Origin of the sequence: Salmonella sp. K21076 (assembly GCF_039650795.1) — a bacterium.
GTDB classification, from domain to species: domain Bacteria; phylum Pseudomonadota; class Gammaproteobacteria; order Enterobacterales; family Enterobacteriaceae; genus Salmonella; species Salmonella enterica.
Genome location: NZ_JBCLYA010000044.1, coordinates 1 through 22,283, shown reverse-complemented (window position 1 = coordinate 22,283; position 22,283 = coordinate 1). Strand labels below are relative to the sequence as shown.

The following is a 22,283-nucleotide window of genomic DNA, read 5'->3' as shown; positions in this document are numbered from 1 at the left end:
CTCCGTAACAGGCTTAAACATTCGCCTAACATTATTCAGCATAACCTCCTTTACATAATTCGCCAGGATATACAGACGATTCCGATGGTTAGGACAAACCTTGTATCAGCCGCGCTTTTACGCCACGATCGGTAAACTGAACCGAGGAATATCATGAACGCTTTTAATCCCACGCAGTTTCGCGCGCAGTTTCCCGCGCTAGCCGATGCGGGTGTTTATCTCGATAGCGCCGCCACGGCATTAAAGCCACAGGCAGTCATTGACGCCACGCACCAGTTTTATTGTTTGAGCGCCGGTAACGTTCATCGTAGCCAGTTTGCGCAGGCGCAGCGCCTGACGGCGCAATATGAAGCGGCCAGAGCAAAAGCGGCGCGGCTGTTAAACGCGCCCGATGAAAAAAGTATCGTCTGGACACGCGGCACCACCGAAGCGATCAACATGGTGGCGCAGTGTTACGCCCGTCCTCGTCTGCGCCCCGGCGATGAAATTATCGTTAGCGTCGCCGAGCATCACGCCAACCTTGTTCCCTGGCTGATGGTGGCGCAACAAACCGGCGCGCAGGTCATAAAACTGCCGCTTAATGACCGACGTCTTCCTGATGTTGAGCGTCTGCCGGAACTGATCACGTCGCGCAGCCGGATACTGGCGCTGGGGCAAATGTCGAACGTAACGGGCGGCTGTCCGGATCTCACAGGCGCTATCAGCGCCGCTCACGCGGCGGGAATGGTCGTGATGATAGATGGCGCGCAAGGCGCTGTACACTTCCCGGCGGATGTCCAGCAGCTTGATATCGATTTTTATGCTTTTTCCGCTCACAAACTGTATGGCCCGACCGGTATCGGCGTGCTGTACGGTAAGCCGGAGCTTCTTGAGGCGATGTCGCCCTGGCTCGGCGGCGGCAAGATGATCCGTGACGTTAGCTTTGAAGGCTTCACCACTCAAAGCGCTCCCTGGAAACTGGAAGCGGGGACGCCGAACGTCGCCGGGGTCATCGGCCTGAGCGCTGCGCTGGAATGGCTGTCCGATATCGATATTGAACAGGCCGAAAACTGGAGCCGGGGGCTGGCGACGCTGGCGGAAGACGCACTGGCGAAACGTCCGGGCTTTCGTTCGTTCCGCTGCCAGGACTCCAGCCTGCTGGCCTTTGATTTTGTCGGCGTGCACCACGGCGATATGGTGACGCTGCTGGCGGAATACGGTATTGCGCTCCGGGCCGGGCAACATTGCGCCCAGCCATTGCTAGCGGAACTTGGCGTCACAGGGACTCTGCGCGCCTCTTTTGCGCCGTATAATACCCAACATGATGTGGATGCGTTGGTTAACGCCGTTGACCGCGCGCTGGAACTGCTGGTGGATTAATGACAAACCCTCTTTATACCGGACACCCGTTCGGCACAACGGTAACGGAAGAGACGTTACGCGCTATCTTTCTCCCGCTGACCCAATGGGAGGATAAATATCGTCAGTTGATTCTGTTAGGAAAACAGCTCCCCGCTCTGCCGGATGAATGCAAAGCGCAGGCGAAGGAGATAGCCGGCTGCGAGAACCGCGTCTGGCTGGGCTTTACCCGATCAGATAACGGAACGATGCACTTTTTCGGCGACAGTGAGGGGCGGATTGTCCGCGGCCTGCTAGCGGTATTGCTCACCGCGGTGGAAGGAAAAAACGCCGCCGAGTTGCAGGCTCGTTCACCGCTGGCGCTGTTTGATGAGCTGGGTTTACGCGCCCAGCTTAGCGCCTCACGCAGTCAGGGGCTGAACGCGCTGAGCGAAGCGATTGTTGCCGCAACGCATAAGGGTTGAAATAGCGTAAATATTCTGTCGCCTGACAGCGCCGTCCGCGGCGGTCAGGCGATGCAGATAAAATAATCCAGTCACTTTATTAGTTTCGGCATCAGATTTCCCTGATAAACATTCTTTTGATTTTTATCAGCTATCACAATGAAATTACAATGTTAGAATCCATGTTAAAATGGCGTGAAGATTTTAGAGTAAATAAAACCACTCGATGTAGCGTAGCAGGAGAACTGGAAAATTCATACGCATCGGGTGAAGTTATAACAGGATATGGATAAGTGGAAAAATATCTGCGTAGCGGTACCATGTTTGTGGTGCTGGCATTTATATTATGGGGGTTAACACCTTTATATTATCAATATTTATCAGGGGGAAATCTCGCACAAATATTGATATACCGGGTGTTCTGGTCAATTCCATTATTACTGGCAGTAAGGTTGTTATTTCGGCAGCGAACGCGATTTCATGATGCCTGGAAAGATAAAAAATCCTTTTTCTTCTGCATGATCGCCGGACTTTTGATGATTGTCTCATGGTCATCTTTCATTTATGCGCTAACCCATCATCTGGTACTTGATGCCAGCCTCGGCTATTTTATCAACCCGCTATTTGTTATTGCGCTGGGATGCATTTTTCTTAAAGAAAAACTGTCGTTGTTTCAGGCCATCGCCGTTTTTTCTGGTGTCTGTGGCCTGACTTTTCAAATTATCATGCTACGGCATTTCCCGGCGCTGGCGCTAACCATGGGATTATCATTTGCGCTATATGGCCTGGCGCGAAAGTTTATACATTATGATGTGATGACATCGATAACGATTGAAACATTATGGGCATTGCCTGTCTCACTATTAATTTTTCTCTTTAGCGATACTGGACCAATTATATCCGCTAATACTCCTTTCTTTTTGTATGTCATGACGGCGCCAGTGACGATCATTCCACTGGTATTATTTGCCATCGCGTTAAATCACACCTCGTTGATTGTCACCGGACTGGCGCAATATATAGAGCCGTCTTTACAGTTCTTACTTGCCATTATGATATTTGGCGAGCACATTAATTACGCGGAACTGCTCTGCTTTTGTGCAGTATGGTTCGGGCTGTTTCTATGCATATCTGAAAATTTATATTCCCATTATCTCCGCGCCCGTCTGAAACCGGTGTTCGGCAGGGTACAGCGCTTCTTTCGCTAACAAAGGGCGCAGGGCCGGATACGCGTCTGCGTGACACTCCGCCCCGTCCTTTTATTCTTGTCGCGCCGCTTTAGCCATGATCTTCTTCAGCGCATGGGAAACGGCGACAAAACCGAACGTTGCCGTTACCATCGTCGCCGCGCCGAAGCCAGAGGCGCAATCCATCCGTTTTGGCCCTTCTGCGGTAGCTTTCATCGCGCATACGGAACCGTCCGCCTGTGGGTAAACCAGCGCTTCGGTGGAAAAAACGCAGTCCACGCCCAGCTTACCTTTACTGTTCTTCACTACGCCAAAATTATGTTTCAATCTCTCACGCAGTTTTGCCGCCAGCGGATCCTGGATAGTTTTCGCCAAATCAGCGACCTGGATTTGCGTCGGATCGATCTGCCCGCCCGCGCCGCCAGTGGTTACTAAAGGAACCTTATATCGGCGACAGTACGCAATCAGCGCGGCTTTTGGACGAACGCTGTCAATGGCGTCAATGACATAGGTAAAACCCGCGTCCATATAACCCGCCACATTATCCGGCGTGATGAAATCATCGATAACCGTTACCCGGCACTCCGGGTTAATTTGCCGAATCCGTTCGGCCATCACTTCCGCTTTCGCCAACCCAACGTTATCACGCAACGCATGGATCTGACGGTTCGTATTGGTCACGCAGACATCGTCCATATCAATCAGCGTAATCGCGCCGATGCCCGTACGCGCCAGCGCCTCTGCCGCCCATGATCCTACCCCGCCGATTCCCACGACGCAGATATGCGCCTCAGCAAACCGCTGCAGCGCTTTTTCACCGTACAGACGCGCGGTGCCGCCAAAGCGTTGGCGCCAGGCATCACTTATCACCACTGACATATGACCTCAGAATAAAAAAGGTGAGGTTATTCCTCACCCCTGCTCACTATTTTCAGGCCCGATAGCAATCGCGTTATCGGGCAATCCGGTTGTCGCAGAATACCACAATCAGCCGCTAAACACGTTACCGGCGCCCGGCGCGCTTTTTAACACCCAGACGCGACCATAGTGATTATACCATCCGGCACGATGCCCGGCATCCGGGCCAATCCCCTGGTAAATATCAAAGTGCTGGCCTTTAATCGCTCCGCCGACATCCAGTGCGACCATCAAACGTAGCTCATACTGACCGCTAAATTTACCGTTGTTATCCAGCAACGGTACTTCCGCCAACAAGGTTGTGCCCGGCGGAATGATGCTGCGGTCGGAGGCGACGGATGCTCGCCCAATCAGCGGTACAGCGCTGGCGCCTTTGACCGGCGCAAAAGATTGCGGTTTAAAGAAGACGAACGACGGGTTCTGCTCCAGTAATTCACGCACTTCCGCTTCGCTGTGCTTCTCTCCCCATTCGCGTATAGCCTGCATCGACATATCTTCTTTTTTCACTTCACCGCGATCGATAAGCACTTTACCAATACTGCGATAAGGCCAGCCATTTTTACCGGCATAACTAAAGAAGTTCAGCGGACTACCATCACCGAAATCAATATAACCGCTGCCCTGGACATCCATAATAAAGTTATCCATCAGCGAATTACTCCAGGCCAGGATGTACTTATCGCTCAGCGCGCCTGCGTAGATCTGGGCGCGGGACGGTAAGCGTCCGCGTTTTGGCGGCATACTATAGATAGGGTACTGGAACGCGCCCTGGCGCGTATGGCGAGCCTGAACGACGGGCGTATAGTAGCCCGTGAACTGGACGTTACCGTAGTTGTCGGTGCCTTCCATCTGCCAGGCATCGATACCAAACTGACGCATAGTGCGCGTATCGCCTCCGGAACGTAACCAGTTCTGGACAGCGTTATAGACGTTGCTTTGATTGGTGTATAAACGCGGCGACGCGGAACGGATCTGGTCGACCTGCTCGGCAAAGTCACCAGCATTAATCGGCGCGCCCACCGCGTCCGGCTGGTTTACCAGGGAGAAGGGCTGGGTAAATTTCCCGTCCTTATATTGCTGACCGCGATCGGTCGGTTTTGATGAACAGGCAGCCAGCATTGCCAGCATTACGCCTGTCGCCACATATTTTGCCCAACGTCCTTTCATGGTGTCTCGTCTTCTGCGTAATCGAAAGTGCCCGGTGAAGATAACAAACCGTCCGAAGTAATGAAATGCGATCGCGATCTCATTATGTAAATTCGTTTAAAAATCGCGCTATCTGCGGTGTATTTGCGCAATTCATGAGAAATTAGCGATTTATATGAAAAAAGGGTTGCAACAAAAGCTCAGCGGAGTATAGTGCGCATCCACGGACGCGGGGTGGAGCAGCCTGGTAGCTCGTCGGGCTCATAACCCGAAGGTCGTCGGTTCAAATCCGGCCCCCGCAACCAATTACAATGAGAATGCAAGTTTAGACGGACGCGGGGTGGAGCAGCCTGGTAGCTCGTCGGGCTCATAACCCGAAGGTCGTCGGTTCAAATCCGGCCCCCGCAACCAACTTAATGAACACCCTTACGGGTGTTTTTTTGTATCTGTCATCTGGTCCGCAACGACAGTGCGGGCAGCATCCTACTTACCCGCGCAATAAACTCGCCGTCATCTCAGGTTAACTTCTTCTCGCCAGCGTCGCCCCATCGGCAAAATAGGCTTTAATGCCCGCCAGAATCGACTCTGCGACCTGTTGCTGGAACGTCGCGGTCTTGAGCTTGCGTTCTTCTTCAATGTTACTGATAAACGCCGTCTCGACCAGAATAGACGGAATATCGGGCGCCTTTAACACCGCAAACCCCGCCTGCTCGACCTTGTTTTTATGCAGGTCATTAATTTTACCAAGCTGCTTCAACACCGCTTTACCGAATTTCAAACTATCGGCAATGGTCAGCGATTGCACCATATCGAACATCGTATGGTCGACATAACGGTCACCGCTTTTGCTCACGCCGCCAATTAAGTCCGAGGCGTTCTGCGTTTGCGCCAGATATTTCGCCGCAGTACTGGTGGCGCCTTTAGTCGATAGCGCGAATACGGATGAACCGCTAGGCTGCCGGCTGGTGAAGGCATCCGCATGAATAGAGACAAACAGGTCGGCGCGCTGTTTCTGCGCTTTCGCCACCCGGACTTTTAACGGAATGAAGATGTCTTCATTGCGCGTCATATAGACCTTCATGTTGCCTTCTTTTTCGATCAACGCGCGCAGGCGGCGGGCTATCTGGAGCACCACGTCTTTTTCACGCGTTTTGTATTTGCCTATCGCGCCAGGGTCTTCGCCGCCGTGTCCCGGATCAAGCATAATGACAATGGGACGATCGCGCCCCGCTTTACCGGGCTGCGGCCCGCTTTGCGAAGGCGGCACCTGTTTATCCAGATCGCCTTTATTGTAGTCTTCCAGCAGCGCCAGCAGCGGATCCTGCATATCCTGCGCATTAGCAGGATAAAGATCTATCACCAGACGTTCTTTAAAGCCTGCCACAGGCGCCAGCGCAAATAGCTGCGGCTTCACGTTTTGTTTTAGCTCAAAGACCATACGCACAGTCTTAGGATCAAACTGCCCTACCCTTGCGGATTTGATATACGGATCGTCGCTGCGAATCTGCGCGCCAATGCCTTTAAGCACCGAGTTCAGATTCACATCCTCAATATCTACCACCACGCGGTCCGGGTTACTTAAGGCAAATTGTTTATATTTCAGCAGACGATTCGACTCTACCGTGACGCGGGTATAGCTGGACGCAGGCCAGATACGCACCGCAACGACCTGGCTTACGGCAGCCAGCCCGACCTGGCTCACGCTTAATAGCCACATGGCGCCCGCGCCTTGTAGTAAACGGCGACGGCTGATTGCTGAATTGGCTCCCGACATGCTTCTCCCGAGCAAAAACTAAATAGAGATCATACAAAGTTCATCCAAATTGACCGGAAACTTTAGCGAATGACGCATAATCTGTCATCTATAAAAGGGTAAACATTCTTTTTATATTCACGGCATTACTAAGAAAAGCGATCGGACCGCATAAAATTTACGCTTGCACAGAGGGCAAAAACAGAATAAAAATACACTAATTTCGAATAATAATTCACTAGTGGGGCGCGCAATGATAAAGGAACGTAAAACCGAACTGGTAGAAGGGTTTCGCCATTCAGTTCCCTATATCAATACCCATCGCGGAAAAACCTTTGTCATTATGCTCGGCGGCGAAGCCATTGAGCATGACAATTTTTCCAGCATCGTTAGCGATATCGGGCTACTGCATAGCCTCGGTATTCGCCTTGTCGTGGTGTATGGCGCGCGACCGCAAATCGACGCCAATCTGGCCGCGCATCATCATGAACCGATTTACCACAAAAACACACGGGTGACGGACGCCAAAACACTGGAGCTGGTGAAACAGGCCGCCGGTTTACTCCAGCTTGATATTACCGCCCGTCTGTCGATGAGTCTGAACAATACGCCGTTGCAGGGCGCGCACATTAATGTCGTCAGCGGCAATTTCACCATTGCGCAGCCGCTGGGCGTTGATGATGGCGTGGACTACTGTCATAGCGGCCGTATCCGGCGCATTGATGAAGATGCGATCAACCGCCAGTTGGATAACGGCGCGATCGTTCTGATGGGGCCGGTCGCCGTCTCAGTGACCGGCGAAAGTTTTAATCTGACCTCAGAAGAGATTGCCACTCAACTCGCCGTTAAACTGAAAGCGGAAAAAATGATCGGTTTCTGTTCTTCTCAGGGCGTTACCAATAGCGAGGGCGGCATCATTTCTGAACTCTTCCCGAATGAAGCGCAGGCGCGGGTGGAAGAGTTGGAAGCGCAGGGCGATTACAACTCCGGAACCGTACGTTTTTTGCGCGGCGCGGTAAAAGCCTGTCGTAGCGGCGTTCGTCGTTGCCATCTGATCAGCTATCAGGAAGATGGCTCGCTATTACAGGAATTGTTCTCGCGTGATGGTATCGGTACGCAGATCGTCATGGAGAGCGCCGAGCAGATCCGCCGCGCTACCATCAACGATATTGGCGGTATTCTGGAGCTTATCCGCCCACTGGAACAGCAGGGCATTCTGGTACGCCGTTCCCGTGAACAACTGGAGATGGAGATCGATAAATTTACCATTATTCAGCGCGATAATATGACTATCGCTTGCGCGGCGCTGTATCCTTTTGTGGAAGAGAAAATAGGCGAAATGGCCTGCGTAGCGGTACATCCGGATTATCGCAGCTCATCGCGTGGAGAAGTGCTTCTGGAGCGGGTTGCCGCCCAGGCACGGCAAATGGGGCTGCGTAAATTGTTTGTGTTGACGACGCGCAGTATTCACTGGTTCCAGGAGCGCGGTTTTACGCCTGTCGATATTGAGTTACTGCCTGAGAGCAAGAAAAAAATGTATAACTATCAGCGACGTTCAAAGGTGCTGATGGCAGATTTAGGATAACAAGGGGGGCCTGATGGCGCTGCGCTTATCAGGCCTACGCTCGAAAGCATCATTTGGAGGCCGGATAAGACGCTACGCGTCGCCATCCGGCGAGAACTCGTCTTATCCGATACGACTGACTTCATCAAATAAGGTGGCTAACCCGCTGCGCCGTTCCGTTCGCGTCACAATCGCGCCTGCCAGGATCCGTTCATCGGCATACAGCGATAACCGCCGCCGCGCCCGCGTAACAGCGGTATACACCAGCTCCCGCGTCACGACCGGCGAACGTTGGCTGGGTAAAATCAGCGCGGCGTGATCAAATTCAGACCCCTGTGATTTATGTACCGTCATCGCCCAGGTTGTATCATGTTCCGGCAGACGGCTGGGCTGAACGGACTTGATCGTGCCGTCCGGCATCACAAACCAGACGCGTAACCCCTGCCCGCGATCGAGCGCAATACCAATATCGCCGTTAAATAGCCCCAACGCGCTATCGTTGCGCGCAATCATTACCGGACGCCCTTCATACCAGCGAGAGTGCGGATGCCGCTGAATTTTTCGTTGCTGCACCATCGCCTGCTCAATGCGGTCATTCAGTCCCCTCACGCCAAATGGGCCTTCGCGCAGCGCACAAAGCAGTTGATACTCATTGAAAGCCTGAAGGATTGCCTCCGGCGCCGCTTTTTCATGCAGCAACCGCAGGTAGCGCCCATAGCCCGCCAGCGCTTCATCCAGCATCCCGGCATAATCGTCGCTGCTTTGCAATGTACGCTTCTCTATATCGCTAAACCCCTGCTGAAAAACAGCCTGGATTGCCGACCTGTCGCCACAGTTAATTGCCGCCGCCAGCTTGCCGATGCCAGAATCGCTGCCGAAACGGTAGCTCTTTTGCAACAAACAGAGGCTATCGCGTAAAGACGCGGCTTGCGTTCCGGCCCCCGCCGGAATGGCGCTACCAGTGAGTCGACTTAGCTGTCGGGCGCGTTCCGCCGTAAACCCTGCGTTGACATAGGCGCAAATATCGCCCAACACAGCGCCCGCCTCAACGGATGCCAACTGATCGCGATCGCCAAGAAAAATGACCCGCCCGTGCGGCGGCAGAGCGTCAATCAAACGTGACATCATCGGCAAATCAATCATTGATGCCTCATCGACCACCAGCACGTCCAGATGCAGCGGGTTGCCCGCATGATGGCGTAATCGCTGGCTGCCGGGCTGTGCGCCCAGCAGTCGGTGCAGCGTACTGGCGTCCTCCGGTATACGCTTTTTCTGCGCATCGGTAAGAGGAAGCTGACGCAACGCCGCGCCGAGCGACTCCGTCAGGCGTGCGGCCGCTTTCCCGGTTGGCGCCGCCAGCCGGATACGGCAACGTTCGCCATCCGCCATTTGAATTAATGCCGCCAGCAGCTTCGCGACGGTGGTGGTTTTACCGGTGCCGGGACCGCCTGAAATCACGGAGATACGGCGAGTTAGCGCTACGGCGGCGGCCACCTTTTGCCAGTTCACCTCGTCTGTCGGAGGGAATAGCGCGTCCAGAATACGGGATAACTGATCTTCATCTACGGCGATGGCCTGGTTAACCTCGTTAAAAAAGCGCGCAACCGTACGCTCGTTGCACCACATGCGATTCAGGTAGAGGCGATCGCCGCACAGAATTAACGGCGCGGGGCTATCGCCGCAGCTAACCGCCGCAGACGCCAGTAACCGCTTTTTCCAGTCGATTGGCGTAGCCGTTTCGCTTATCCAGGCGACCAGTAAGGGATGCGCCTCCTCCGTTAACGTTAAACGCGACAACGGCAGACACACGTGACCTTCACCTGCGTCATGACTAAGCAGCGCTGCCGCCAGCGTCACGGCGGGATCGTCGTTACCGGCGACGGTTAAAGCAAACTGGGCATCAATGGGCCGTAAGAGTTTTTGTTCAACGGCCTCCAGCAACCGCTTCTGGATTGTCATTGCGCCTCCTCACTCATTTCACCTGCAAACATATCATCCAGTTGGTTAATTAACGCCGCCGCAGGACGAGTGGTAAAAATACCCTGCTGCGGACGTTCGCTATCCACCCCGCGTAAAAAGAGATAGATGACGCCGCCGAAATGGCGTTCATAGTCGTAATTCGCCATTCGATGACGAAGGTAACGATGCAATGCCAGCGTATAAAGCTGGTACTGCAAATCATAGCGATGCGCCTGCATCGCCGCAGCCATCGCCGTCTGGGTATAAGCGGCGCTATCCTCGCCCAGCCAGTTAGATTTATAGTCGAGCAGGTAATAGCGCCCCTCATAACGGAACACCAGGTCGATAAAGCCCTTTAACATGCCGCGAACCTGCATGAAATCCAGCGCAGGGCAACCTGCTGAAAGCGGGTCGTATCGACGAATCAACGCATCTAACTCTCCGGCGGTAAGCGGCTGGGCAATCGGCAGATAAAACTCCATTTCAACCTGTTTTTCACGCTCGGTCAGCACGCTCAGACTAACGCCCGTCTCGTTAAGGGGAACGTGCAACACGGTGTCCAGCCAGCGGGTAAGTACGGGCTCCCATCGCGTTTCAAAACCACTCAGCTCCAGTTTTTCCTGTACCCATTGGGGGTCTATCGGTTGAGTAAAATCAAGCTCTTCAAACAGGCTGTGCAAAAATGTTCCCGGCGATGCCCCGCGAGGAAAGTGATGCGGCGTCATTGCCGGCGCTTCCGCCGCTTCGCCAACGCCTGCGGCGTCAATGTCGAGACGAGGAATAAGATCTTGCGCCACGCTATGTCCCCGCTGCTGCAAACCGGAATAACTGGTGACGCGCCAGCTATCATAAAGCAGGCGTTGCAGCGTTCTGGCGCTGAGTTCCGCGTGCGATGCAGCGGCAATTTGCCAGCGGTCGTTATCCGTATTGCCTGGCGTTCGACACACGATATCCTCGTCGCATAGCGCCTCAATACAGGCGCGAAGGCCTGCGGCATCCATCGGTTCGCCTTTTTGCAGGAGTCGCCCAAGCGCGCTTTGGTGCACATCCGTCTCGCCTTTCTTATCGCTACGACGCCGCACCAGCGGCGCGACGCCGAGGCTGCAATGCCACACTGCACGGGTCAGCGCGACATAAAGTAGGCGCAGGTCTTCCGCCAGGCGTTCGGCTTCCGCCAGTGCTATGCTCTCTTCGGCGTGACTAAGGTCCAGCACCGCCTCGTAGGAGTGCCTGTCGTGATAAAAAGCCTGGTCCTGCACGCGGAAATGGGTGATAAAAGGTAACCAGACCAGCGGGTATTCCAGACCTTTCGATTTATGAATGGTGACGATTTGCACCAGATGCTTATCGCTTTCCAGACGTAGTTGCTGGCTGGAAGCATTGCTATCAGGTTCAAGGATATGTTGCGCCAGCCAACGCACCAGCGCATGTTCGCTTTCCAGCTGCGAACCGGCTTCCTGTAACAGTTCGCTAATATGCAGAATATCCGTCAGCCGACGTTCACCTCCCGCCGTCGCCAGCAGGTTTTCAGCAATATTGCGCGCCGACATTAGCGCGCGCAGCATAGGCATCACGCCGCGTTTATGCCAAATCTGTCGGTAGCCATCAAACTCTTCAACAACCGCATCCCACGCATTTTCATCATTGTTAAGCGTTTCGATATCCAGCGCGGTAAGGCCCATCATTGATGTCGCCAGAGCGCTACGCAGCGTATTCTCACGTTCGGGCGCCATCACCGCCTGCAACACCCACAGCATTTCCTGCGCTTCGAGCGTTTCGAATACGCTGTCGCGGTTAGAAAGATAGACGGAGGGGATCGCCAGTAAGGTCAGCGCATCCCGTATCAGCGCGGCTTCCCGCCTGCTGCGCACCAGCACGCTAATATCCGAGGCGCGAACGGGCCGCGACGAATCGCCGTTCGTCAGCAGCGCGTCGCCCGTTTGCCCGGCACGCAGCCAGTCGCGAATTTGCGTGGCGCACACCTGCGCCATATAACTTTGATAATCGCCCGAACCGCAGCTTTCCCCCTCCATTAGCCACAGGGTCATCGCCGGTTGAGGCGCGTCATTCACTTTAAATTGCAGCGACTGGTTTCTGGGCGCAAACTTTACCGGACTGAAGGGAATATCGCGGAACATAAAGGCGTCATTCATCTGACTGAACAGCTTGTTAACGCTATTCACCATCCCCGGCGCGGAGCGCCAGTTAGTGTCAAGGGTATAGTGCGCGCTCACTTCGCTGCGAGCCTTCATGTAGGTAAAGATATCCGCGCCACGAAACGCATAAATCGCCTGTTTAGGATCGCCAATCAGCAATAGCGCCGTATCGGGTTGATGTCGCCAGATACGGCGAAAAATACGGTACTGTTGTGGGTCGGTATCCTGAAATTCATCGATCATCGCCACCGGAAAACGGGTACGAATCGCCGCAGCCAGCGCCTCGCCGCTTTCACTACGCAGCGCGGTATCTAAACGGCTGAGCATATCGTCAAACCCCAGCTCGCCGCGCCGTCGTTTTTCCTGAGCCACCGTTCCACGGATCTCTGAGAGCGCTCGGGTAAGAACCAGATCTTTAATCGATAGCGGTTCGCCCAACAGGTTATCAATGGCGACAAACAATGGGTGCTGGGGCGTCACGCCCCCAGCTTTGGTGCGCTCAGCTAAAAAACGCTGTGAAAATTTTCCCAACGCCTCGGGTAATTGATAATTTTTGGTCTCTTCTTGCGCCCACGCGGTGATCTTTTCGATCCATTTCGCCTGATTGCCGCGGTTGAATTTTCTGCGATCGATGCCGGATGATTCGATCAGCGCGTCCAGCTCGCTAACCGCCTCACACCACTGCTGCTTCACCTGGTTGATGCGCGCCAGGATCTGTTCATGGCGCGATGCCAGCGTCTCCTCCTGCGATGGCGGCGCTTTAATGACCGGCGCTTCGCCCTGCAGATAACGATCGATATCTTTTAAGAGCGCCTTCGGCCCCTTCCACACGTCAAACACCACCTGCGCGATGTCGCGCGGCAGCGGATAGCAATGACGCCGCCAGAAATCGGCGCAGGCCTGATAACGCAACAAAGATTCGTCTTCAATAAGCTGTTGCTCAAACAACATACCGGATTCGAAAGCGTTCAGGCTGAGCATACGCTGGCAAAAACCGTGGATGGTAAAAACCGCGGCCTCGTCCATTTGTCGTTCTGCCAGTAATAACCACTGCGCGGCCTGCTTTTTGTCGCTAATTTCTTCCAGCAAGCGGGCATACAGCGGATTATCCGTGCTTTCCCGCAGACAGGCGATGCGCAACTCATGGATATTACTGCGGATTCGCCCACGCAGCTCTTCAGTGGCGGCCTCCGTAAAGGTTACCACCAGCAGTTCTTCAACGGTCAACGGACGGGGAAATGCGGCGCTGCCGCCTAAACCGAGCAGTAGCCGCAGATACAGCGCCGCGATAGTAAACGTTTTGCCTGTGCCCGCTGATGCTTCAATCAAACGCTCGCCTGTAAGGGGCAAGCGCAGAGGATCAAGAGTCTCGGCGACATCATTCATTCTTTTCGCTCATTAGAGGTAACGTTTGCTGCAAAGCGCTGACGTTATCCCACACTTTCCAGCCTGTCGGATGCACGTATTCTGCTTTTCCATTCTGGCTACCGGCAATCTGTGACAATATTGCCATACCTTGTGGTTCCACCACCGCCTGGTGGAAGAAATCGGCAAGCTTTTGTGGCGTCAGCAATTTTATCTGAGCGATGATTTTATCACGCGAGTCAAAGCGCATATTACCCCGATCGAAATCCTTGCTTAAACGGGATGCTTCTTCGCCCAACGTTTGCGGCGCCTGGCGCATTTGCGTAATGATCGCCTGCTGAATTTGGGCGAACTCTTCCGGCTTCATCGCCCTCAGCTTCGCCTCGGCGTCAGGGAAAAATGCCTGATAGCGTTGCCACAGGTAAGAGGGCTGTTTATCGTTGCTCTGTAGCAGGAATCCCATTCCCCACTGACGGCCAACGCTCATCGGAAAGGCGAAAACAGCGTATCCCAGTTGCTCTTCGGTTCGTAGCTGATTGTAAAACCACGGTTGAACAATCTGACCTAACATCGCGCTGTAGGCGGCGCTGACGTACTCGTCGTAGCCGACCGGGACAAAGACCGCGGCTAACGCGGAGTCGGTGCTACTGCCCGCTTTTTCAAATATTACGGACTGCTTTTTCTCAACCACCACGTCTTTGTTACGACACCACGCCGATCCGTTCGCCGCGAGCTGTTTTTGGACATCTTGCGCCAGAGAGGTCGCCTGGGCTTCGCTCATATTTCCTATAACCAGAAATTCCGGACGAGCGCCCGTTTTTAACGCATTACGATAGGCCATCACCTCTTTTAACGTAATGGACGGCAGCAAAGCGCGACGTTCATCACGGGAAAAATAAGGCACCTGCGAAATCATCTGCACCGGCATAATCGCCTGTTCGTAGGCTTTTCCCTTCTCCGCAGAATCCATCATCTGCGTATACCAGGATTTCGCCTGCGCCAGCTGTTCTTCCGTGGCGTCGTAGCTAAAATATCCTTCCAGCAGCGCCAGGAAAAGCTGCGGCAAACGCTGGGTATAACCGTTCGCAGTGACCATCAGACCATTGTTGGCGTTAGTGGAAAAGCTAATGCCGCCCACTGCCGCCTGGTTGCTGAGCTGATCTAGCGCCATTCCCGCCAGATAATCATTAAGGGCGAACAGTACCTGATTGCGGGCGCTGTCCATCGCCTGCGGGTTACGCAATACCACACTCACGTCAGCTTTTGGCTCGCTGGCGAAATAACGACTCGGCGCATAAACCACGCGCAAATCCGCTTTATCGACAATCAGTTCTGGCCGCACGTAGTTTTTGTCATTCTTAATAAGCGTAAAATCATCAGGAATATAGGGGTTTAACTCCGGCAGCGACAACGCAATGCCCTGTGCTTTTTGCTGCCAGTTTTTAAACGTCTGTTCGCTAATCTTATCGACCTGATAAGGCGCATCCACAAAATACGCAATCTTATTATGGGGTTCCTGGGGACTGATGTACCAGATGCGCGCATTCTGCGGCGTCATCATCGCCAGGCGATTTTTGATAGCGGCAGGATCGTAACGATCGGCGATATTCGCCGCATCCAGCGTATGCGCTACCGGGACGCGGATCATAGTGTCCGCCAGCCACTCGACATAGTCCATATCGCGGGTAATCGACGGATAGCGGAAGTCGAGATCCAGCACATGCGCCAGCTCGTCAAAGTAACGTTTATCTATCCCTTTTTCACGTAACGTATTGAGATAGCTAAAGATAGCTGCGACGACTTCATCACGATTGGCCAAACCTTTATCAGTCAGCGTTGCCGAAATGGCAAATACGCCGCTGTTACCATTAACAATCGGATCAGAATCCGCGCTAATACCTTCGACCAGTCCTTGTTTTTGCAGCCAGTCAGAGAGCGTCCCCGGGCTACGATTGCCAATCAGATAAGAGACCAGTTCATCGGTCTTGCTACGGAACTGCGCGCTATTGTTATCAATACGAAACTCCACGCGCAGCACTTTACGCGGTAGCGCCGGCACGTAATGAATAATGATGCCCTTCTGCGCCTCGGTGATGACAGGTACGGTAATTTCCGGTTTTTTAATCTGTTTATTCGGCACGCGACCATAGGTTGCGGCGGCAATACTCGCCAGTTCCGGCAAGGGTTTATTACTGTAAATCACCGCCTTCATCAGATTAGATGAATAGTATTTTTCATGAAAAGCGATCAACGCCTGTTGCACCGGATTGCCCGGCTTATCGCTTAGCGTTTCCAGATTGCCGCCTGAAAAGTGCGAGCCTGGATGCGCCGGGTTAATGGTTTCGGCGCTTACCTGCGCCATACGCATACCGTCACGGGTGCGCGCCATCGTCAGCTCGGCATTCACTGCGTTTCGTTCGCGTTCGGCATACTTTTTATTGAGCAATGGCGCGGCAATGGCGTCGGCCAAGCGATCTACGGCACCTGGAAGCGCGTCGTTTTCAACCTCCAGGTAGAAGGCTGTTCGATAAGGTGCGGTGCTGGCGTTGTGGCTACCGCCATGTCTTTTAAGGTATTCGGCAAGGCTATCCGCCTGCGGATATTTTTTTGACCCCATCAGGCACATATGCTCAAGATAATGAGCAAGCCCCTGATGAGCCTCAGGATCTTCAAGCGATACAACGGGCACCACTAACGCAGAAAGAGACTTTACAGCCTGCGGATCGGATACCAGCAACACCACCATGTCATTATCAAGACGTATCGCCTGATACTGCCGGGTATCTTTATCGCTTTTACGGATAGTTTCTTGCAGCGGTTGCCAACCGATATCCGCCTGAACTGCAGGCCCCCAGAGGGCGACCAATAACAATAACGCTTTGAACCAGGTGCTGCGGGGCATTCACGGACCTCATCATTAACTTTCATTCCCACTCATCTGTATGGTCACGTAAACCATCGACCTGAGCGGAACGGGATATTATTGTGCTGAACCAGGCAGCATTTTTTTATCAGTAATCAGTCCGTGACGAAGAGCGCATCATAGTCGAAGCCTTTTAATGGCGCGATTTTCATACAATCAACGAGACTGATTAAAACGAAACAGCGGTAACAGGTAATGCCGTGACTGCGCAATGATAGCCTGCAACGTTTCCGATTCCAGCTGACGCCAAAGACGTTGATACCAGATATCTTCGCCTTCGCCGCTCACCATCATGTTGCCTTCATAAGCCTGTAGAAACTTTGTCCTGGCCTTCTGTAAAGTATCATCGTCGTCTAACATGACATCATTTTCAGCGTCATAACAGGCTTTTATCCATGCGCCGCCGCTTTCCGGCAGTACCAATAGCGGAGAAGACATGCCTTCCCGGTAGCCTTCAATCAGTTGCGCCAGGTAAGCCATTGCCTGCGTTTTATCAAGAGGCGGAAATCGCCATTCTCCCTCTTTGCGCAAAAACAGGCGACTTTCGCCACTACCGCCGCTGGCACAATAGACAAGGTGTTCCAGCCAAAGTTGCACACCTTGCGCCACGCTGATTAAAGCGGGACGCCAGCGCAATAATCCATCCTCCTGTACCTGCGGTAGCCAGCCGGTTAGCTGAACTCCATTGCAAAGCAGATCCACTTCCAGGCTTTGGCTCGGCTTACGGCAAGCGATAACCCGGCTTGCCAGTTGCTGCATCTCCTGACACTGCGCATCCCAGAATATTTCGCCAAACGCGCCGTAAGGCAGCTCTCCCGCAGCCCGAAAACGGCGGAACAAGCGTTCGGCATCGTCCTCTTCAACCAACGTATTGAGCAACTGTTGGTTAAGTTGATATCGCGTCAATCCCTCTAATTCAAACGGTTCAGCATCAGGAATCTCACTCTCTTCCGAGCGGAAATTAACCTGAAGCCGCATCTGAAAAAATGCGCGTACCGGATGGGCCCAAAAACGCTGCAGACTTTCCAGAGTCAATGTTTCCGGCATCGTAAAAGGAAGCGGCTGCACAAAGTCAGAATGCGCTTTTCCCGACTGACTCGCCGCGGGCAACCACTCTCTGGCATAACTTTGCTGTTCGCCGGGTTGGTAATTTTGCGCATCAAAAGGCATACGGGTATGCAGACGCGTAATATGCGCTTTGACTCGTGCTTCGCTCTCATCACAGGTCAGCGTTTCGTCGCCCGGCAAATAGTGGCTTTGCCCGATGTAATCCACCAATTCTTGCACCAGTACAGAGGGAAAGCGTTCGCTATTATCCTGGATGGAGCGACCGATGTAGCTGATATACAGCGTCTGCTGCGCCGAGATTAACGCTTCCAGAAACAGGTAGCGGTCATCGTCGCGACGGCTACGATCCCCGCGCATGGGTTTTTGGCTCATCAGGTCAAAGCCCAACGGCGCAAGCTGGCGCGGGTATACGCCGTCGTTCATTCCCAGCAGGCAAACGACTCTGAACGGAATGGAACGCATCGGCATCAGCGTACAAATATTGATGGGGCCCGCCAGGAAGCGCTGGCTAATACGTTCCTGATCCAGACGCTGCGCCAGCTCATCCCGCAGTAGCGAAATCGGTACCGCGTCGCCATATTCCGCCGCGACGCCTTCGGCGATAATGGCCTGCCACTGCTGTTCAATCAATGTCATTGCCGCTTCCGTGTCCGCATCGGGCAGGAAGAAATCATTGAGCATGTCGCGACAAACGGGCAACCACTCTTCCAGAGGTCGCTCCTGCGCCAGACCGCGCCGCCAGATATTAAGCTGCATCAGCAGCGAAGCCAGATGCCCGACCAGCTCAGCAATCAGACCGCTGGATTCGTCATAAGGCAGAACCGACTGCCACTCGCCCTGGGCGCTTTCCATCGCATACCCCAGCAGCATACGCGTCAGGCCAAATTGCCATGTATGCTGCCCCGTGGCAGGAAGTTCCAGCTCGCGCACGTTGTCATCGTCAATCCCCCAGCGAATGCCTGACTCATTGACCCACAAGCGCAAATAACGCAGCCCTTCTTCGTTGATCGTAAAGCGGGCAGCCAATACCGGTACGTCTAACAACGCCAGAACATCCTCGGAGACGAAGCGGCTGTCCGGTAACGAAAGCAGACTGATAAATGCCTGTAACACCGGATGTGACTGACGCGCCCGCCGATCGGAAATAGCATAAGGCAGATAGCGCTCCGTTGGCGCGCTACCAAATACCGCCTGGATAAACGGGCTATAGCTGTCAATATCAGCCACCATAACGATAATGTCGCGCGGCGTTAGCGTCGGATCGGCTTCCAGCATCGCCAGCAGGCGATCGTGCAGTATTTCCACCTCGCGCTGCGGGCTGTGACAAACGTGAAAAGAGAGGCTGTTATCCTCGGGATCGAGCAGACGCTTATTGTCGCTGCGCGAATACTCCTCAAGATTTACGCCCGCCACCGCATGGCTTTCCAGTTCAAGGATATCCGCCTGAATCCGATGCAAAAGATTATCTGGCGTAATATCAACAAACGCATCCAGCTCCTGGCTGTTTTCCAGTTCAGATAGCAGGTAGATATAATCCCGTCCCAGTTTTCCCCATGAGGCCAGTAGCGGATTACCGATATCCTGTTCACCGTCGCTGTTAAATAAGGCTTCCGGATTCTGATTTTCACGGAACAACGGTAAATGACGGTCTTCAAAACTGTGACGACGCTGGCGAGCCATGAGTTTTGCCAGCCAGGCTGGGTCTTTTATATCCCCCCAGTAATACCGACACGGATTAGTAAAAAGGAGATGGATTTCAATATGTTTACCCAGCGCCTGCAATGCTTTGAGATACACTGGCGGTAACGCGGAAATGCCGCAAATAAAAACGCGGGACGGCAACCCTGGCGGGCAGGCGGTCGCGCTTTCCAGCGTTTGAATAAAGCGTTGGTAGAGATTGGCGCGATGCCAGCGCGGCTGCCCCAGCGCGGCGGTATATTCCACCAATGCTTTCCACAGCGGCGCCTGCCAGTTTTGCGCCTCTCCCAGACCTTCCACGGTTTTTCCCGCCTCCCACTGCGTAAGCCAGTCAGGCCGATAAACCAGATACTGATCGAACAGGTCGGCGGCGCGCGCGGAAAGCTGAAAGAGTTTGCGTTTATCGGTGTCGTCGGTCAGATAATGGCGCAGCAGTACAAACTCATCCTTATCCAGCAACTGCGGCAGCAAGGTCATCAGTTTCCAGCTCATGCTTTGTTTGCTGAAAGCGCTTTCTTTGGGGATATCTGGCAACACGCGGACAAACATCTCCCAGATAAAACTCGCCGGTAACGGAAAAGCGATATTCGCCGCAATACCAAACTTTTGTGAAAGGGTCATCTGCAGCCACTGCGCCATACCCGTGCTTTGTACCAGAATCATTTCTGGTTCAAAGGGATCATCCAGCCGCTCGCGTTCGACGATGAACTCCATCAACGCTTCCAGCACATCCAGACGATTGGAGTGGTAGACCCTTAACATAATTACTCCTGACGATTAACGATTTGGACAATGCAAGCGCGTCATCTGCCCCTGCCTGCCAGAGGGTGAAACCATCGTGACGCTGATGCTGACACATCCCGATTGCGTTGTCTGCATCCGGTTGGCATTCCAGCCGTCAGCAGGCGAAAATGGATACAGCGCCGTTTGCTGCCACGCCTGCCGCCAGATCTGGAGATACTGGTGTCGTAATGCAAAAGTGTGCATTAATACCCGCTGATAGCCTGACAGCGCGGTGACGATCATTACCATTAGAACCATCGCCACTAAAACTTCCGGGAGGCTAAACCCGCGTTGAAAATTCAGGGGATGCGACATAACGCCACCTCTTTTAACGGACAAAAATCACTCCAGCCGTGGGGAGAAAAGACAATGCTTCCCTGAATGACGTTGCCCAAACGCCATAACGTCATGCCATCATCTTGCGCCGCCATCACCACTTCATCCCCCGATAATCTCCGCAAACAGACCCTCGCTCCTGAAGAGGAATAGCGCCGACATTCCATTTCGGTTACGCCTGACCATAGCTGCCCTCGCCCCCATTCCAGCGCCGACTGTACGAGCGCCTGGCGTTGTATCGCCATGCTCTGCGTCGTCACGCGGGCGGCATAGCTGGCCTGCTGCTGATTTACGCCTTGCAGTAGCAGACTGCCCAGAATCAGTATTAAAAGCGCCAGTATTAGCGAAGAAGCGCCACGTTCCCGATTCACAGATTAAATCCCGTTACGCTATATTGCGCGTCAATAACCGTCTGAGGCTCGGCTTTGCTGGCGCCACGCAGATGCAGCATGAGCACTGGCGAGAATCCCGTTATATCCCGGCGCTCAACGTTAAACGCCGTGATGAGTACCGTATTGGGATCGGTCATTTTTTCCCATCCCTTACCCTGGCAAGATGTTGCTCCGCGTAATGTCTCCAGAACGTTATCCTTCATACGGAACCCGGTCTGGTCGGCCTCTTTCGCCGGTATGGTATCCCAGACCCCGTTATTATTCCCGTCCCACTGAACGATGACGCATTGCCCCTGTTCGGCAAGATGTAGCCCTTCGCCGATACAGTGGCCATGACAGTAACCCGCACGTTGAAGATGCTTCGCTACGGTATAGGTTCGCTGCCAGATTTCATCTTCCAGCGATAACTGTCGCGTGTTGTGCCAGATCTCACGCTGTAACGCCGGTAAAAATCGTGCGGACCCAAGCAGTAAAATGGAACCTATCGCCATCGCCAGCACAACCTCCAGTAGCGAGAACCCCCGCGTGGTTATTGACACGTGGCGGCCTCGTTACGCTCACATAGCCTGATTCGCCCCCAGGAGGAGACGACCAGACGCCACTCTCCGGCAGCGTTTTTCAGCACGATGTGCCCTGCCCATGCCGTATTGCGCAGGCCAAAGAAGGCTAACGACGGCGTGATATCGGCAAGGACGACATCACGCCAGTCGGGCGTAAACACAAAGGGGGAAGATGGCGTACACGATGTTTGCGTAGCAACAGAGCTGACAAAGCACCATGAACCGCCTTCGCTGACCACGCGAAGAATGTGATCGCGGTTATGCCAGTGAGCGTCCTCACGAAGTTGCAGCAGGTAATCCCGCACCTGACATGCGGTTTGCCACAGGCGCTGTTGCTGCTGCCAGCGTTGCCAGCCATAAAGTCCTGTGGCGCTGAGAATGATAATGAGCGACATCGCGACCACCGTTTCAATGAGCGTATAGCCCTGTTGTTTTTTCATGTCGGCAGTATGGCGGGCGGAAGAAAAATAACGAGCGCCAAATACAGATTGTTCGACGCGTTACGGAAAAAAGTTCATGTCTTGCAGCGCGTTGCAAAATTTCAGGAATCCGCGCCGAAGATTGAGACAAAGGGTAAATAAATATCCTCCGGCATAGCCGGAGGTTTTTCTGATGCGCCTGTAAGGCTCTCTTACCAGCCGCGCCCTAACAGGCGCATACGATCTGACATTTGCATCAAACTTCGTTACTTACG

General features: G+C 53.6%; 15 protein-coding genes and 2 tRNA genes. 6 read left to right on the top strand and 11 right to left on the bottom strand.

What is annotated here, in order from left to right:
- The first annotated feature begins 153 nt into the window (after positions 1–153).
- From csdA to rarD, 3 genes are all read left to right on the top strand, one after another.
- Complete coding sequence (csdA, locus tag AAYN39_RS11805) at positions 154–1,359, top strand: cysteine desulfurase CsdA (protein ID WP_000991058.1); 1,206 nt, start codon at positions 154–156, stop codon at positions 1,357–1,359.
- Positions 1,359–1,802 carry a cysteine desulfurase sulfur acceptor subunit CsdE gene (csdE, locus tag AAYN39_RS11800; RefSeq protein ID WP_000184198.1) on the top strand — a complete coding sequence of 148 codons (444 nt, stop codon included), beginning with the start codon at positions 1,359–1,361 and terminating at the stop codon, positions 1,800–1,802. The genes csdA and csdE overlap by 1 nt, the downstream gene beginning before the upstream one ends.
- Before the next feature lie 299 nt (positions 1,803–2,101).
- On the top strand, positions 2,102–2,989 hold the full coding sequence (gene rarD / locus AAYN39_RS11795; RefSeq protein WP_014343890.1) for an EamA family transporter RarD: 888 nt from the start codon (positions 2,102–2,104) through the stop codon (positions 2,987–2,989).
- Positions 2,990–3,040: 51 nt separating this feature from the next.
- Here the strand turns inward: rarD and tcdA are convergent, their stop codons facing one another.
- Both tcdA and mltA read right to left on the bottom strand, forming a co-directional pair.
- Positions 3,041–3,847 carry a tRNA cyclic N6-threonylcarbamoyladenosine(37) synthase TcdA gene (gene tcdA / locus AAYN39_RS11790; protein ID WP_000117742.1) on the bottom strand — a complete coding sequence of 269 codons (807 nt, stop codon included), beginning with the start codon at positions 3,845–3,847 and terminating at the stop codon, positions 3,041–3,043.
- 108 nt (positions 3,848–3,955) lie between these two features.
- Positions 3,956–5,053, bottom strand: a complete 1,098-nt coding sequence (gene mltA, locus AAYN39_RS11785) for a murein transglycosylase A (protein WP_000678621.1) — start codon at positions 5,051–5,053, stop codon at positions 3,956–3,958.
- A 207-nt stretch (positions 5,054–5,260) separates the two neighbouring features.
- Here mltA and AAYN39_RS11780 point away from each other — a divergent pair.
- A tRNA-Met gene (locus AAYN39_RS11780) sits at positions 5,261–5,337 on the top strand.
- 29 nt (positions 5,338–5,366) lie between these two features.
- Positions 5,367–5,443 (top strand) — tRNA-Met (locus tag AAYN39_RS11775).
- A 109-nt stretch (positions 5,444–5,552) separates the two neighbouring features.
- Here AAYN39_RS11775 and amiC read toward each other — a convergent pair.
- The gene (gene amiC / locus AAYN39_RS11770) at positions 5,553–6,806 is read right to left on the bottom strand and encodes an N-acetylmuramoyl-L-alanine amidase AmiC (RefSeq protein WP_000011916.1); all 1,254 of its coding nucleotides are present in this window, start codon (positions 6,804–6,806) and stop codon (positions 5,553–5,555) included.
- 232 nt (positions 6,807–7,038) lie between these two features.
- Between amiC and argA the strand changes: the two genes are divergently transcribed.
- Positions 7,039–8,370, top strand: coding sequence for an amino-acid N-acetyltransferase (gene argA, locus AAYN39_RS11765; protein WP_000588970.1), 1,332 nt, complete (start codon positions 7,039–7,041; stop codon positions 8,368–8,370).
- A gap of 102 nt (positions 8,371–8,472) precedes the next feature.
- On the opposite strand, the gene recD is transcribed toward argA, so the two are convergent.
- From recD to AAYN39_RS11725, 8 genes are all read right to left on the bottom strand, one after another.
- Positions 8,473–10,308 (bottom strand): exodeoxyribonuclease V subunit alpha, encoded by a 1,836-nt coding sequence (gene recD, locus AAYN39_RS11760; RefSeq protein ID WP_000155175.1) that lies wholly within the window; start codon positions 10,306–10,308, stop codon positions 8,473–8,475.
- Positions 10,305–13,850 (bottom strand): exodeoxyribonuclease V subunit beta, encoded by a 3,546-nt coding sequence (gene recB, locus AAYN39_RS11755; protein WP_001000550.1) that lies wholly within the window; start codon positions 13,848–13,850, stop codon positions 10,305–10,307. The genes recD and recB overlap by 4 nt, the downstream gene beginning before the upstream one ends.
- Positions 13,843–16,731: a pitrilysin gene (ptrA, locus tag AAYN39_RS11750; protein WP_001138262.1), complete on the bottom strand. Its 2,889-nt coding sequence runs from the start codon at positions 16,729–16,731 to the stop codon at positions 13,843–13,845. Before ptrA ends, recB begins: the two co-directional genes overlap by 8 nt.
- Before the next feature lie 177 nt (positions 16,732–16,908).
- Complete coding sequence (gene recC, locus AAYN39_RS11745; protein WP_000946820.1) at positions 16,909–20,280, bottom strand: exodeoxyribonuclease V subunit gamma; 3,372 nt, start codon at positions 20,278–20,280, stop codon at positions 16,909–16,911.
- Between the two features lie 15 nt (positions 20,281–20,295).
- Positions 20,296–20,616, bottom strand: coding sequence for a prepilin-type N-terminal cleavage/methylation domain-containing protein (locus AAYN39_RS11740; protein WP_000019280.1), 321 nt, complete (start codon positions 20,614–20,616; stop codon positions 20,296–20,298).
- Positions 20,601–21,008: a DUF2509 family protein gene (locus AAYN39_RS11735; protein ID WP_001078536.1), complete on the bottom strand. Its 408-nt coding sequence runs from the start codon at positions 21,006–21,008 to the stop codon at positions 20,601–20,603. The genes AAYN39_RS11740 and AAYN39_RS11735 overlap by 16 nt, the downstream gene beginning before the upstream one ends.
- Positions 21,005–21,568: a prepilin peptidase-dependent protein gene (locus tag AAYN39_RS11730; RefSeq protein WP_000029148.1), complete on the bottom strand. Its 564-nt coding sequence runs from the start codon at positions 21,566–21,568 to the stop codon at positions 21,005–21,007. Before AAYN39_RS11730 ends, AAYN39_RS11735 begins: the two co-directional genes overlap by 4 nt.
- A complete protein-coding gene (locus AAYN39_RS11725; RefSeq protein WP_000744668.1) occupies positions 21,559–22,029 on the bottom strand; it encodes a prepilin peptidase-dependent protein in 471 nt (156 codons plus the stop codon). The genes AAYN39_RS11730 and AAYN39_RS11725 overlap by 10 nt, the downstream gene beginning before the upstream one ends.
- Positions 22,030–22,283: the final 254 nt, after the last annotated feature.

Coding starts and splice junctions, on each gene's coding strand:
- csdA (WP_000991058.1), top strand. CDS start 154: ATGAACGCTTTTAATCCCACGCAGTTTCGCGCGCAGTTTCCCGCGCTA.
- csdE (WP_000184198.1), top strand. CDS start 1,359: ATGACAAACCCTCTTTATACCGGACACCCGTTCGGCACAACGGTAACG.
- rarD (WP_014343890.1), top strand. CDS start 2,102: ATGTTTGTGGTGCTGGCATTTATATTATGGGGGTTAACACCTTTATAT.
- tcdA (WP_000117742.1), bottom strand. CDS start 3,847: ATGTCAGTGGTGATAAGTGATGCCTGGCGCCAACGCTTTGGCGGCACC.
- mltA (WP_000678621.1), bottom strand. CDS start 5,053: ATGAAAGGACGTTGGGCAAAATATGTGGCGACAGGCGTAATGCTGGCA.
- amiC (WP_000011916.1), bottom strand. CDS start 6,806: ATGTCGGGAGCCAATTCAGCAATCAGCCGTCGCCGTTTACTACAAGGC.
- argA (WP_000588970.1), top strand. CDS start 7,039: ATGATAAAGGAACGTAAAACCGAACTGGTAGAAGGGTTTCGCCATTCA.
- recD (WP_000155175.1), bottom strand. CDS start 10,308: ATGACAATCCAGAAGCGGTTGCTGGAGGCCGTTGAACAAAAACTCTTA.
- recB (WP_001000550.1), bottom strand. CDS start 13,850: ATGAATGATGTCGCCGAGACTCTTGATCCTCTGCGCTTGCCCCTTACA.
- ptrA (WP_001138262.1), bottom strand. CDS start 16,731: ATGCCCCGCAGCACCTGGTTCAAAGCGTTATTGTTATTGGTCGCCCTC.
- recC (WP_000946820.1), bottom strand. CDS start 20,280: ATGTTAAGGGTCTACCACTCCAATCGTCTGGATGTGCTGGAAGCGTTG.
- AAYN39_RS11740 (WP_000019280.1), bottom strand. CDS start 20,616: ATGTCGCATCCCCTGAATTTTCAACGCGGGTTTAGCCTCCCGGAAGTT.
- AAYN39_RS11725 (WP_000744668.1), bottom strand. CDS start 22,029: ATGAAAAAACAACAGGGCTATACGCTCATTGAAACGGTGGTCGCGATG.